13 protein-coding genes are annotated in these 13,828 nt (G+C 53.5%); 10 read left to right on the top strand and 3 right to left on the bottom strand.

Annotated elements, in window-relative coordinates; translation table 11 throughout:
- Window positions 1–83 precede the first annotated feature (83 nt).
- From yajC to thiL, 8 genes are all read left to right on the top strand, one after another.
- Window positions 84–419, top strand: coding sequence for a preprotein translocase subunit YajC (gene yajC / locus U868_RS0101605; RefSeq protein WP_004236424.1), 336 nt, complete (start codon window positions 84–86; stop codon window positions 417–419).
- Between the two features lie 35 nt (window positions 420–454).
- Window positions 455–2,302 carry a protein translocase subunit SecD gene (gene secD / locus U868_RS0101600; RefSeq protein ID WP_025151765.1) on the top strand — a complete coding sequence of 616 codons (1,848 nt, stop codon included), beginning with the start codon at window positions 455–457 and terminating at the stop codon, window positions 2,300–2,302.
- A 10-nt stretch (window positions 2,303–2,312) separates the two neighbouring features.
- Window positions 2,313–3,281, top strand: a complete 969-nt coding sequence (gene secF, locus U868_RS0101595) for a protein translocase subunit SecF (RefSeq protein ID WP_025151764.1) — start codon at window positions 2,313–2,315, stop codon at window positions 3,279–3,281.
- 111 nt (window positions 3,282–3,392) lie between these two features.
- Window positions 3,393–3,842, top strand: coding sequence for a transcriptional regulator NrdR (gene nrdR / locus U868_RS0101590; RefSeq protein ID WP_004236428.1), 450 nt, complete (start codon window positions 3,393–3,395; stop codon window positions 3,840–3,842).
- Window positions 3,843–3,847: 5 nt separating this feature from the next.
- The gene (gene ribD, locus U868_RS0101585) at window positions 3,848–4,957 is read left to right on the top strand and encodes a bifunctional diaminohydroxyphosphoribosylaminopyrimidine deaminase/5-amino-6-(5-phosphoribosylamino)uracil reductase RibD (RefSeq protein ID WP_025151763.1); all 1,110 of its coding nucleotides are present in this window, start codon (window positions 3,848–3,850) and stop codon (window positions 4,955–4,957) included.
- A gap of 121 nt (window positions 4,958–5,078) precedes the next feature.
- On the top strand, window positions 5,079–5,549 hold the full coding sequence (gene ribH / locus U868_RS0101580) for a 6,7-dimethyl-8-ribityllumazine synthase (protein WP_025151762.1): 471 nt from the start codon (window positions 5,079–5,081) through the stop codon (window positions 5,547–5,549).
- Between the two features lie 26 nt (window positions 5,550–5,575).
- Window positions 5,576–5,989 (top strand): transcription antitermination factor NusB, encoded by a 414-nt coding sequence (gene nusB, locus U868_RS0101575; protein WP_004240412.1) that lies wholly within the window; start codon window positions 5,576–5,578, stop codon window positions 5,987–5,989.
- A 97-nt stretch (window positions 5,990–6,086) separates the two neighbouring features.
- A complete protein-coding gene (thiL, locus tag U868_RS0101570) occupies window positions 6,087–7,076 on the top strand; it encodes a thiamine-phosphate kinase (protein ID WP_025151761.1) in 990 nt (329 codons plus the stop codon).
- A 69-nt stretch (window positions 7,077–7,145) separates the two neighbouring features.
- On the opposite strand, the gene dxs is transcribed toward thiL, so the two are convergent.
- Genes dxs through xseB form a run of 3 tightly spaced genes read right to left on the bottom strand, consistent with a single transcriptional unit; the run spans window position 7,146 to window position 10,284 of the window.
- Window positions 7,146–9,014 carry a 1-deoxy-D-xylulose-5-phosphate synthase gene (gene dxs / locus U868_RS0101565; protein ID WP_025151760.1) on the bottom strand — a complete coding sequence of 623 codons (1,869 nt, stop codon included), beginning with the start codon at window positions 9,012–9,014 and terminating at the stop codon, window positions 7,146–7,148.
- A gap of 57 nt (window positions 9,015–9,071) precedes the next feature.
- On the bottom strand, window positions 9,072–9,995 hold the full coding sequence (gene ispA / locus U868_RS0101560; protein WP_071997681.1) for a (2E,6E)-farnesyl diphosphate synthase: 924 nt from the start codon (window positions 9,993–9,995) through the stop codon (window positions 9,072–9,074).
- Window positions 9,996–10,029: 34 nt separating this feature from the next.
- Window positions 10,030–10,284, bottom strand: coding sequence for an exodeoxyribonuclease VII small subunit (xseB, locus tag U868_RS0101555; RefSeq protein ID WP_004236437.1), 255 nt, complete (start codon window positions 10,282–10,284; stop codon window positions 10,030–10,032).
- Between the two features lie 212 nt (window positions 10,285–10,496).
- Between xseB and thiI the strand changes: the two genes are divergently transcribed.
- Window positions 10,497–11,945 (top strand): tRNA uracil 4-sulfurtransferase ThiI, encoded by a 1,449-nt coding sequence (gene thiI / locus U868_RS0101550; protein ID WP_025151758.1) that lies wholly within the window; start codon window positions 10,497–10,499, stop codon window positions 11,943–11,945.
- A 145-nt stretch (window positions 11,946–12,090) separates the two neighbouring features.
- Entirely contained in the window at window positions 12,091–13,803 is a 1,713-nt protein-coding gene (locus U868_RS0101545; protein ID WP_025151757.1) for a DUF7057 domain-containing protein, read from the top strand.
- Window positions 13,804–13,828 lie beyond the last annotated feature (25 nt).

Below are 13,828 nucleotides of genomic sequence, written 5' to 3'. Positions count from 1 at the left end.
ACCCGGTGGGGTATAACATAGGCGATATCCCACCGGCAGGTTTATCTGCCTGATAATTATGTGAATAACAAGAGGATAGTTTGATGAGTTTTTTCATTTCTGACGCAGTAGCATCAACCGGTGCGGCCGCTTCTCAGGGCAGCCCGATGTCTCTGATTGTTATGCTGGTCGTTTTCGTGCTGATTTTCTACTTCATGATCCTGCGCCCGCAACAGAAACGTGCTAAATCACACAAGCAATTAATGGACTCCATTACCAAAGGTGATGAAGTGTTAACTACCGGTGGTCTGATCGGTCGTGTGGCTAAAGTGTCTGACACCGGCTACATCGTTCTGGAACTGAACGAAACAACTGAAGTAACCATCAAACGTGATTTCGTCGCAGCAGTTTTACCGAAAGGTACACTGAAGGCGCTGTAATCTTCCTGTAGTATGATTTTCCCGAAGGGACTGCCGTGTTAAACCGTTATCCTTTGTGGAAGTATCTGATGCTGATCGCTGCGATCCTCATCGGTTTGCTTTATGCGCTTCCAAACCTGTATGGAGAGGATCCGGCTGTTCAAATCACTGGCGCGCGGGGAACCGCCGCCAATGAACAGACCCTGGATCAGGTCCGGACCATTTTAGAAAAAGATCAGATCGCGAGTAAGTCGATCGCACTGGAAAATGGTGTGATACTTGCCCGTTTCTCAAATCCTGATATCCAGTTACGTGCCCGTGAAGAGCTGATGAAAGGCCTGGGGGAGCAATATGTTGTTGCCCTGAACCTTGCTCCTGCGACACCGAAATGGCTGACCGCCGTCGGTGGCGAGCCGATGAAACTGGGTCTCGACCTGCGTGGTGGTGTTCACTTCCTGATGGAAGTGGATATGGAAACCGCGCTGGGTAAACTGCAGGAGCAGAATCTCGACGGTATCCGCTCGCTGCTGCGTGAGAACAGCATTCCGTTCGCCTCTGTCCGCAAATCAGCGGATTACGGCGTGGAAGTCCGCTTCCGTGATGATGCATCACGCTCCGAAGCCAGCTCGCTGTTAACAAAACGCCTGCGTGATTTAGTCTTCAAAGACGGTTCGGATAACACCCTGACCGCAGTGATGAGCGATCAGCGCTTAAGTGAAGCGCGCAGCTATGCAGTTATGCAGAACATCACTATCCTGCGTAACCGTGTTAACCAGCTCGGTGTTGCCGAGCCGCTGGTACAGCGTCAGGGTGCGGATCGCATCGTGGTCGAATTACCGGGTATTCAGGACACCGCCCGGGCGAAAGAGATCCTCGGGGCAACCGCCACGCTGGAATTCCGTCTGGTCAACAGCACTGTTGACCCTGCCGCTATCGAAGCAGGCCGTATTCCGGGCGACACCGAAGTGAAATACACCCGTGACGGACGCAAAGTCGCTCTGTACAAGCGTGTGATTCTGACCGGTGACCACATTACTGACTCCACATCACAGAGTGATGAGTACGGTCAGCCGCAGGTCAGCATCTCGCTGGACAGCGCCGGTGGTAACACCATGTCCGATTTCACCAAGGATAACCTGTATAAGCCGATGGCGACCCTGTTTGTCGAATATAAAGACAGCGGGCGTAAAGATGCCGCAGGCCGCTCAATCCTTGAGAAAAACGAAGAAGTTATCAACATTGCCAATATCCAGTCCCGTTTAGGGTCAAACTTCCGTATCACCGGGATTGATAATGCCAATGAAGCACGTCAGTTATCACTGCTGCTGCGTGCCGGTGCCCTGATTGCACCAATCCAGATTGTGGAAGAGCGGACCATCGGGCCGACTCTGGGTCTGCAGAATATCGAGCAGGGCCTGGAAGCGTGTCTGTGGGGGCTGATGGCCTCAATTCTCTTCATGGTGATCTACTACCGTAAATTCGGTCTGATCGCGAGCAGCGCGTTACTGGCGAACCTTATCCTGATTGTCGGGGTGATGTCGCTGTTACCGGGGGCTACGCTGACCATGCCGGGGATTGCGGGGATCGTGCTGACCCTTGCGGTTGCGGTTGATGCGAACGTACTGATAAACGAACGTATCAAAGAAGAACTGCGCAACGGGCGTTCTGTCCAGCAGGCAATCCATGAAGGGTATAAAGGCGCCTTCTCCAGTATTATCGACGCAAACTTAACCACACTGATTACCGCTGTCATTCTGTACGCGGTCGGTACCGGTTCAATTAAAGGGTTTGCGATTACGACAGCCATTGGTGTGGCAACCTCCATGTTTACAGCGATTATCGGTACACGTGCCATCGTGAACCTGCTGTACGGCGGTAAACGTATTAATAAGCTGTCTATTTAAGGAGCACGTTGTGGCACAGGATTATACTGTTGAACAATTAAACCACGGCCGCAGAGTCTATGACTTTATGCGCTGGGACAACGTGGCATTTACCATCTCGGCACTGCTGCTGATTGCCTCTGTGGCAATCATCGGCGTGAAAGGGTTTAACTGGGGTCTGGACTTCACCGGCGGTACCGTCATCGAAGTTAACTTCAGCCAGCCGGCTGACCTGGATAAAATCCGTGATACTGTTTCGCTGGCCGGGTTTAAAGACCCGCTGATCCAGAACTTCGGCAGCAGCCGTGACATCATGGTACGTCTGCCGCCGGCAGAAGGCGTGGCTGGTCAGGAACTGGGTAAAACTGTCATCAATGTTATTAACAAAGATATTGATGAAAATGCAGTGGTCAAGCGTATTGAATTCGTCGGACCGAGTGTGGGTGCTGAACTGGCTCAGACTGGGGCGATGGCACTGATCGCCGCATTAATCTGTATCCTGATTTATGTGGCGATGCGGTTTGAATGGCGTCTGGCGTTGGGTGCGGTTATCGCGCTGGCGCATGACGTTATCATCACCCTCGGCGTACTGTCGTTATTCCATATTGAGATTGACCTGACCATTGTGGCATCCCTGATGTCGGTAATCGGTTACTCACTGAACGACAGTATCGTGGTATCTGACCGTATCCGTGAGAACTTCCGCAAAATCCGCCGTGGTACCTCGTATGAGATCATGAACGTTTCCCTGACTCAGACGTTAAGCCGTACCATTATGACATCGGCAACCACCCTGTTAGTGGTTCTGATGCTCTATATCTTCGGTGGTGCAATGCTGAAAGGCTTCTCGCTGGTCATGCTGATTGGTGTGTCTATCGGTACCATTTCCTCAATCTACGTGGCGTCCGCGCTGGCCCTGAAACTGGGTATGAAGCGTGAGCACCTGATTGTGCAGAAAGTGGAAAAAGAAGGTGCGGATCAGGAATCTATCCTGCCGTAATTTCTGCCGTGAAAAAACAGAAAACACCCTGTATGTGCAAGCATGCAGGGTGTTTTTTATGTGTAAACAGGGTAAACTACCGCAACAGTTCATTGACCCGCAGGATAATTTATGCATTGCCCGTTTTGCTCTGCCGTTGATACCAAAGTCATCGACTCACGCCTGGTGGGTGATGGTTCTCAGGTCCGCCGCCGCCGCCAGTGTCTGGAATGCCACGAACGTTTTACCACATTTGAGGTCGCCGAGCTGGTGATGCCGCGTGTGGTCAAAAGTGATGACAGCCGCGAGCCGTTTGACGAAGAAAAGCTGCGCCGCGGTATGCAGAAGGCGCTGGAAAAACGCCCCGTCAGCTCTGACGATATCGAAACTTCCCTCAGTCATATCAAATCGCAGTTACGGGCTACCGGCGAACGGGAAGTCTCTGCTAAGTTTGTCGGCGAACTGGTGATGAGCGAGCTGAAAAAGCTGGATAAAGTCGCGTATATCCGCTTTGCCTCGGTTTACCGCAGCTTTGAGGATATCCGTGAATTCGGCGAGGAAATTGCCCGCCTGCAGGACTGAACATGATGCATTCTGATGAATTTTATATGGCCCGCGCCCTTGAACTGGCGGCGCTGGGTCGTTTTACCACGGCACCGAACCCGAATGTCGGCTGTGTGATTGTCCGTAACGGCGAAATCGTCGGCGAAGGTTACCATCAGCGCGCCGGTGAACCGCATGCGGAAGTGCATGCGCTGCGCATGGCCGGTGATAAAGCCCGTGGTGCCACCGCGTATGTCACACTGGAGCCGTGCAGTCATCACGGCCGCACACCGCCGTGTGCCGAAGCGCTGATCAATGCCGGGGTCGGCCGGGTGGTGGCCGCCATGCAGGATCCGAATCCGCAGGTGGCCGGACGCGGACTGTTTAAACTGCGTGAAGCCGGTATTGACGTCAGCCACGGCGTACTGATGCAGGAAGCGGAAGCACTGAATAAAGGCTTCTTTAAGCGGATGCGTACCGGTTTCCCGTATATTCAGCTGAAAATGGCGGCATCAATCGACGGTAAAACCGCATTAGCCAATGGCGAAAGTCAGTGGATCACCTCAAAAGCCGCACGGCAGGATGTTCAGCAATTCCGCGCACAGGCCGGGGCGATTTTATCCACCAGTGCCACGGTTCTGGCGGATGATCCGGGCCTGACTGTCCGCCATGCGGATTTCCCGGCATCGCTGCAGCAAAGTTATCCGGAGGCGGATATCCGTCAGCCGGTGCGAATTATCACCGACAGCCGTCAGCGGGTGACCGCTCAGCACCGTGTCACACAATTGCCGGGCAGTTGCTGGCTGGCGCGGACCGCCTCTCAGCCGGATAACTGGCAGGGCGATGTTGAGGAAATGATCCTGCCGGAGAACGGCAGTGGTGTGGATCTGGTTCTGCTGATGATGCAGCTCGGCAAACGCAATATTAACCATATCTGGACAGAGTGCGGCTCACATATGGCGGGCGCATTGCTGAAAGCTGGGCTGGCGGATGAAATCGTGCTTTATCTGGCACCGAAAATTCTGGGCAGCGGTGCACAGGATCTCTTTACACTGCCGCCGCTTGCCCATCTGCGTGATGCGCCGCAGTTGCGGATCGACGATTGCACGATGGTCGGGCCGGATCTCCGCCTGCGGCTGATCCCGGTTTATTAACCGCTGAATTTACGCCGGAATTTAATTTTTATTCCGGAGTTTGAAAAACACAGGCGCGGTGACGGAAAGAATGTGATAAAATCCGCGCCCCGCAGTATGAAACTCGTAAGAAGGAAAGGCTATGAACGTCATTAAAGGTGTTGTCAGTGCGCCGGGTGCGCGTATCGCCATCGCAATTGCCCGCTTTAACAACTTCATCAACGACAGCCTGTTAGACGGTGCGGTTGATGCGCTTGAGCGTATCGGTCAGGTTTCCTCTGAGAACATTACAACGGTCTGGGTGCCGGGTGCGTATGAACTGCCGCTGGCAGTGAAAACACTGGCTGATACCGGAAAATATGACGCTATTATTGCGCTGGGTACTGTTATCCGCGGCGGCACCGCACATTTTGAATATGTGTCCGGTGAATGCAGCTCCGGGTTATCCGCCGTTGCAATGAATAGCGCGATTCCGGTGACTTTCGGGGTGCTGACCACCGAAAATATTGAACAGGCCATTGAACGTGCGGGAACCAAAGCCGGTAACAAAGGGGCGGAAGCCGCAATGACCGCGCTGGAAATGATCAACGTAATTAAGGCCATCAAAGGCTGAATTCAGATTTTAGTAAGGGGATATGTGTGAAACCTGCAGCTCGTCGTCGTGCTCGTGAATGTGCCGTTCAGGCGCTTTATTCGTGGCAGTTATCCGGCAATAACATTGCGGATGTTGAATCAGAATTTCTGTCAGAGCAGGATGTCAAAGACGTTGATGTCGCCTATTTTCGTGAGCTGTTCTTTGGTGCGGCAACGAATGCAGTGCGTCTTGATGCACTGATGGCACCGTACCTCTCCCGCCAGCTGGAAGAGTTAGGTCAGGTGGAAAAAGCGGTTCTGCGTCTGGCGATGTATGAATTAAGCTACCGTGAAGATGTCCCTTACAAAGTGGTTATCAACGAAGCGATTGAACTGGCGAAAGTGTTCGGCGCGGAAGAGAGCCACAAATTTGTCAATGGTGTGCTTGATAAAGCTGCGCCGAATGCCCGCAGAAAGTAATCATCTGATACTTTTATGCACGGACATACATGACATGATATAAAAGAGGCCGGTTTAACCGGCCTTTTGTCTTTATCTGATTGCGGAATTTCTGATTATGGCTTGTGGTGAATTTGATCTCATCCGGCGTTTTTTTGACCGGCAGCACTATTACCGCCGGGACGTTGAACTGGGTATCGGAGATGATTGCGCTCTGATGACCGTAGCGGAAAAACAGCAGGTTGCTGTCAGTACGGATACCCTGGTGTCCGGTATTCATTTTCTGCCTTCCGTTTCTGCCCGTGATCTGGCGTGGAAATCCCTTGCGGTAAATTTAAGTGATCTGGCCGCTATCGGTGCTGATCCGGCCTGGGTTTCCCTGGCGCTGACGCTGCCGTCCATTGATGAAGCGTGGCTGGGCGAATTCAGCGACAGCTTCTTTGAGCAACTGAATTATTACGGCATGCAGTTAATCGGCGGCGATACCACACGCGGCCCGATGAGCCTGACACTAACGGTGCATGGCCTGGTCCCGGCAGGGCGGGCAATGAAACGCGCCGGTGCCCGTAACGGCGACTGGATCTATGTCACCGGCACACTGGGTGACAGCGCCGCCGGACTGGCAATTTTGCTGGGTGAACTGCAGCCGGAAGACCCGGCGCATACAGAATATCTGCTGAAACGTCATCTGCGCCCGCAACCGCGTATTTTACAGGGGCAGGCGCTGCGCGACCTCGCATCCTCAGCAATTGATATTTCTGACGGACTGATTTCCGATCTCGGCCATATCCTGAAAGCCAGTCGTTGCGGTGCCAGGATTGAGCTGGATAACTTACCGATGTCTGAGGCACTGAAAGCCTGTTCATCACCGGAGCTGGCGCTTGCCCGTGCACTGGCGGGTGGTGAGGATTATGAACTGTGCTTTACCGTTCCGGAAATTAACCGTGGCGCGCTGGAAATGGCACTGGCACACACCGGCGCACCTTTCTGCTGTATCGGGCAGATGAAACCGGAGAGTGACGGCATCCGCTATTTCAGCAAAGGTGAGGAAGTAAAACCGGCGCTGAGCGGGTTTGATCATTTTGCGGTGAAAGCGCTGGCAGAGTAAGTGGCAGCGGCATTATTGATAACATAAAAAACCCTGCATCAGCAGGGTTTTTTATGTCAGGAAGGATAATCAGGCTTTTGCCAGATACGCTTCGATGGATTTCTGAATATGCTCTGCATCCAGGCCCATATCGCTGCGGATCTCTTCCTGGTCGCCCTGCGGCACATAGCTGTCCGGCAAACCGATATTGAGCACCGGTACCGGCTTGCGCTGCGCCATCAGGAATTCATTCACGCCACTGCCCGCACCGCCCATAACGGCGTTTTCCTCGACAGTCACCAGCGTGTCATGGCGCGCTGCCATCTCCAGGATCAGGGCTTCATCCAGCGGTTTGACAAAACGCATATCCACCACGGTGGCGTTCAGGTTCTCTGCCGCTTTCAGGACTTCTTCCAGCAGGGTACCGAAGACCAGAATTGCGGTTTTTTCCCCTTCACGGCGCACAACACCTTTACCGATCTCAATCTGAGTCAGTGGCTGGAGTGTGGCACCACAGCCGCCGCCGCGCGGATAACGGACTGCCACCGGGCCTTTGCCGTAGTGATAGCCGGTGTGCAGCATCTGGCGGCACTCGTTTTCATCACTCGGGGTCATGATCACCATGTTCGGCAGGATGCGCAGGAAGGAGAGATCAAACGCGCCCTGGTGTGTCGGGCCGTCATTGCCGACAATCCCGGCGCGGTCGATAGCAAACAGCACCGGCAGTTTCTGGATCGCGACATCGTGGATCACCTGGTCGTAGGCACGCTGCAGGAAACTGGAGTAAATTGCGACAACCGGCTTGTAACCGCCGATAGCCAGCCCGGCGGCAAAGGTGACGGAGTGCTGTTCAGCAATCGCCACATCAAAATACTGATCCGGGAAGGATTTGGAGAAGCGCACCATGCCGGAACCTTCGCGCATGGCGGGGGTGATCGCCATCAGTTTCGGATCGTGTTCTGCTTCTTCACACAGCCAGTCACCGAAGATTTTTGAGAAGGTCGGTTTGGACGATTTGCTTTTCGGCAGTGTGCCGGTTGACGGATCAAACTGCGGCACGGCGTGCCAGCTGATCGGATCTTTTTCAGCCGGTTCATAACCGCGCCCTTTTTTCGTCATAATATGCAGGAACTGAGGACCTTTCAGGTCACGCATATTTTTCAGGGTCTGGATCAGCGCCAGTACATCGTGTCCGTCTACCGGGCCGATGTAATTGAAACCCAGCTCTTCAAAGAAGGTGCTCGGTACCACCATGCCTTTGATGTGCTCTTCGGTTTTCTTCAGCAGATCCTTGATAGGCGGCAGGCCGGAGAACACTTTTTTGCCGCCTTCACGTAGCGTGGTGTAGAGCTTGCCGGAAAGCAGCTGTGCCAGGTGGTTATTAAGGGCACCGACGTTTTCGGAGATAGACATCTCATTGTCGTTGAGGATCACCAGCATGTCGGATTTGATATCCCCGCCGTGGTTCATTGCCTCAAAGGCCATGCCGGCGGTGATTGCGCCGTCACCAATCACACAGACGGTTTTACGGTTACGTCCTTCACGGGCAGCGGCAACCGCCATCCCGACACCGGCACTGATGGAGGTGGAGGAGTGGCCGACACTGAGGACATCATATTCACTCTCTTCGCGCCACGGGAAGGCGTGCAGCCCGTTTTTATGGCGGATAGTGTCAATACGGTCGCGGCGCCCGGTCAGGATCTTGTGCGGATAGGCCTGGTGGCCGACATCCCAGATCAGGTTATCAAACGGCGTCTGATAGACATAATGGAGTGCCACAGTCAGTTCAATCGTGCCGAGACCGGAGGCAAAATGCCCGCTGGAACGGCTGACACTGTTTAACAGATATTGCCGCAGTTCATCGCAGAGTTTCGGTAAACTCTCTTTCGGTAACAGACGCAAGTCATCGGGCGTCTCAACGAGTGCCAAAGTCGGATATTTAGCGATATCAATACTCATGTAATGCTCACTAATTCTTATTAAAGTTTCTGAAAATACCGGAACGTGCCGGACGGATTAGTTGTTACGTTCAATCACAAAATTAGCAAGTTCACGCAGGGTTGCTGTGTTGTAATGATGTTCTTCAAGCTGTGAAAGCGCAGCCAGTGATTCCTGATAAAGCGCCTGTGCTTTATCCTGAGCCGCTTTCAGCCCGAGCAGCGCCGGATAGGTGCTCTTTCCGTGAGCGGCGTCACTGCCCTGGCTTTTTCCGATCACATCCGTATGACCGATAACATCCAGAATGTCATCCTGTACCTGAAACGCCAGGCCGATCGCCTGTGCGTATGTGTCGAGAGCCGGTAATACGGCGTAACCTGCTTCACCGGCACTCATCGCGCCCATGCGGACGGAAGCACGGATTAAAGCACCGGTCTTATGGTTGTGTATTTGTTCCAGCGCATGAATACCGATGTTTTTTCCTTCCGCTGCCAGATCAAGCGCCTGGCCGCCGCACATTCCGCCAAGACCGGCGGCATCCGCCAGTTCGGCGATCATCGCCAGACGGTCCTGCGGGCGGACATCCGGCATCGGCCGGGCGGCAAGAATGGCAAATGCCTGGGTTTGCAGGGCATCCCCCGCCAGAATCGCATTGGCTTCACCAAAGGCGACGTGGCAGGTTGGTTTGCCGCGGCGCAGTGTGTCGTCATCCATGGCCGGTAAATCGTCATGGATCAGGGAATAGGCATGAATGCACTCAATGGCTGCCGCCGGGGCATCCAGGTTTTCAGCCGCCACACCAAACATCTCTCCGGTGGCGTACACCAGGAACGGGCGCAGACGTTTTCCGCCGAGCAGGGCACCGTAATGCATGGCTTTACCCATGTCGGTGGCGGCAAACGGCAGTGTGGTCAGGATCTCATCAAGAACGTGATCAACACGCGCTCTGGCCTGTGTCAGTTGGTTGCGGAATGTTTCGGGAGTTTGTTCTGGCATGGTCATTCTCGTTCACACAGGAACCGCCGGATCCGGGCGGTCAGTCGTTTTCAGGTGTAAAATCGCTCAGCGGTGCGTTTTCATCATCATTAAGCAGGATCTGAACCCGCTGTTCGGCTGCCATCAGGGTTTTCTGGCTGGTGCGGGTCAGTGCGATACCGCGTTCAAACTCGGCCAGGGCTTCTTCCAGCGGCAGGTTACCCGCTTCCAGACGGGTGACGATCCCTTCAAGGGCATCGAGTGATGCTTCAAAGCTCAGTGCATCGGTTTTCGTTGCGGATGTTTTTTTGGTCATGGTCTGTTTTTCACTGATGTTACATTTATGTCGCAAATAATTCCTAGTTTACACTTTTCAGTGAAAATTGTGCCTTTCATTTACGATTTTTACGGGGCAGATCGAGATATGGTGATATACTGCCGCCTTTCAATTTCATCAACGGGGATTGCCGCTGCCTGACGCCGGCTGCTCCGTCCTTTGCAAATCAAGCCGATAGCCAGTAAACCGTTATGAAGTTTATCATTAAATTATTTCCTGAAATTACCATCAAAAGCCAGAGTGTCCGCCTGCGCTTTATTAAAATTCTGACCAGTAATATCCGCAATGTGCTTAAAGATCTGGCCGAAGACGTGGCCGTTGTCCGTCACTGGGACTATCTTGAAGTCCGCGTGAAAAAAGAAGAGCTTGGCGAAGGTGTGGCTGACCGCCTGACCCGCATTCCCGGTATCCACCATATTTTACAGGTGGAAGAGCGCGCATTTACCGATCTGCATAATATCTATGAGCAGACTTTCGAAATGTATGCCGCATCACTGGAAAACAAAACCTTCTGTGTCCGTGCCAAGCGCCGTGGTAAGCACCCGTTCAGCTCTATTGAGCTGGAGCGCTATGTCGGCGGCGGCCTGAACCAGCATATTCCGTCCGCGAAGGTGAAACTGACGCATCCGGATGTCACGGTTAATCTGGAAGTGGAAGATGACAAACTGATCCTCGTGGTACGCCGTCTGGAAGGGATCGGCGGTTTCCCGATCGGGACTCAGGAAGATGTGCTGTCTCTGATCTCCGGCGGGTTCGATTCCGGTGTCTCCAGTTATATGCTGATGCGCCGTGGTTGCCGTGTTCATTACTGCTTCTTTAATTTAGGCGGTGCGGCACATGAAATCGGTGTGAAACAGGTGGCGCATTACCTGTGGAACCGCTTCGGCAGCTCGCACAAAGTCCGTTTTGTGGCGGTGAACTTTGAGCCGGTGGTGGCGGAAATCCTGGAAAAAGTGGATGACGGCCAGATGGGGGTGGTGCTCAAGCGGATGATGGTCCGTGCGGCATCCCGTGTCGCGGAACGCTACGGCGTGCAGGCGATTGTGACCGGTGAGGCGCTGGGACAGGTCTCCAGCCAGACGCTGACCAACCTGCGCATGATCGACAACGCAACAGACACCCTGGTACTGCGTCCGCTGATCTCACACGACAAAGAAACCATAATCAATCTCGCCCGTCAGATCGGTACTGAAGATTTTGCCCGTACCATGCCTGAATTCTGCGGCGTGATCTCGAAAAACCCGACCGTGAAAGCGGTGAAAGAGAAAATCGAAGCCGAAGAAGAGAAATTCGACTTTGCGATTCTGGATGATGTGGTGCTCAACGCGCAGAACATGGATATCCGTGTGATCGCGCAGCAGAGTGAGCAGCAGGTCACGGAAGTGGAGATGGTGTCTGAACTGTCTGCCACCGATGTGGTGCTGGATATCCGTTCGCCGGATGAACAGGAAGCGCATCCGCTGAAAATTGAGGGAGCGGAAGTGCGCACACTGCCGTTCTACAAACTCAGCACTCAGTTCGGTGATTTACCGGCGGAGACCACCTGGCTGCTCTATTGCGATCGCGGAGTGATGAGCCGTCTGCAGGCGCTTTATCTGGCAGAGCAGGGCTATACCAATGTGAAGGTGTACCGTCCCTGAGTCACCGCTGTCATTTATTTCTGAACCCCGTCTCTGAGGAGCCGGGGTTTTTTATTGTCTTTTTTCAGAGTGTAAGGGATACCGTTGTGCCTGTTCAGACTCTATGCTGTCCGGCAGCAACATCCATTACTGACGGGGTTTCAGCATGAAAAACAGTGCAGTTCAGGCACCGGCAAGCCGTTTTATCTATTTTATTGTTATTGTGGTGGCGCTCCTTCAGGGGCTCACACTGAATGCAACATCCGATTACCTTATCCGCAGTTCATGGCAGATACCGGGGTCGCTGGTCTGGCTGCCGATGCTGCTGGCGCTGTTTGTGCCGTCGGTATTCAGTTATCTGATTAGCCGGTTTTCCTCAGCGGCACTCTGGGCCGGGCTGCTGCTGACAGTTATTCTCTGTGTCTGGATGAATTTCTGGTATCTGAGTGAGGCAACGGCGGGTCACACCCGGGAACTTTCTTCGCTGATCCCGCTGCTGGTACTGCTGTTCTGGCTGATCCTGCCGTGGTTGCAGCAGCGGCAGTCCTCAGGTTCGTGGAACCCGGATTATGCACTGCTGACGGAACAGTATGTCAGAAACACCGTGCTGGGTGCGCTGGCAGGGCTTATCGGCCTGCTGGTGATGGGGGTGCTGTTTCTGGCGGTTTATCTGTTCCGGATTGTGAATCTGACGTTTCTCAGTGACTGGCTGGATGACTCACTGTATTACTGGATGAGTTTTTGTCTCGGTTTTAATATCAGTCTGGTGTTTATTCAGTCCGCCTTTTCTTTCAGTACCGGAAAAATCGCCGGGTATGTGGCGCGGGTGCTGTTGCCGCTGCTGACCGTTATTGGTGTCATTGCTGCCGGCGGATTATTGTTATCCGTGGTCACCGGCGTCCGCGTCAGCGGGCTGGGTTCATTCACCATGATTTGGTTTGTTGCTTTGAACATCATTCTGCTGAATCTGGTTTACGGTAATGCGTGTGTCCCGCGCTTCCGCTCCTGGCTCAACGGCGTGGTGCTGGCTGGTGTGCTGCTGCTGAATATTTTCTCACTGTCATCGGTTTACGGCATTCTGGTGCGGGTTAATCAATACAGCTGGAGTATGGATCGCTTATACGGATTCAGTATCGCGTTGTTTCTGGCAGTGGTTGTACTGGCCTACAGTGCGGTCCTGTTATGGAAACGCAGCAGGTGGGCGGTACTGCTCGGGCCGGTCAACAAAGCCGGATTACTGACGCTGATGGCGGTTATTCTGGTGATCAGCAGTCCGCTGGCCGATTTTAAACAGATCACGGCAAACAGTATTCTGGCAGGTATTGAAAATGGCAGAATTAAAGTGACGTCAGATATCCGCTATACCCTGGAACGTCTCGGACAGCGTGGAGAAGCGGTACTCGCGGTGCTGAATGACAATCCGGAATACCGCAAAGCACTGACATACTCCTCTTATGATCAGGATAACCGCCGGACATTGCGGGAGGTCATGCTCACCGTACCGGGCAGCCCGCCGCTGCCGGAATCCTGGTGGGAAGGAAAACCGGATGTTACCCGCAGCTGGTTCTGTACGGAATCCTCCGCGAACGGGGAGTGTCTCGGCTTTATGGCGGATGCGGACGGCGACGGACAGGATGATGCGCTGGTCTGTGTCAGCGGTTATTCTGATTTATCGTTCTATTGTCAGATCTGGCAGCAAACCATTGAAGTCACAGGCGGTCAGCCGGATAAACAGGTCTGGCAAGAGCGTGATTATCAGGATATTCAGTATGCCTCTGAAGAAGAGAAGCTGGCGGCCTGGGCAGCGCTGAAAGCGGGGCATTACTCGCTGAAACCCAAAGTCTGGATGATGGTGATGCCGGAACCACAAGTACAGTAAATATGAAAATACCCGGCATCACAGA

Source organism: Morganella morganii H1r, from assembly GCF_000633515.1.
Taxonomy (GTDB): domain Bacteria; phylum Pseudomonadota; class Gammaproteobacteria; order Enterobacterales; family Enterobacteriaceae; genus Morganella; species Morganella morganii_B.
This window is presented reverse-complemented; position numbering and strand designations above follow the sequence as displayed.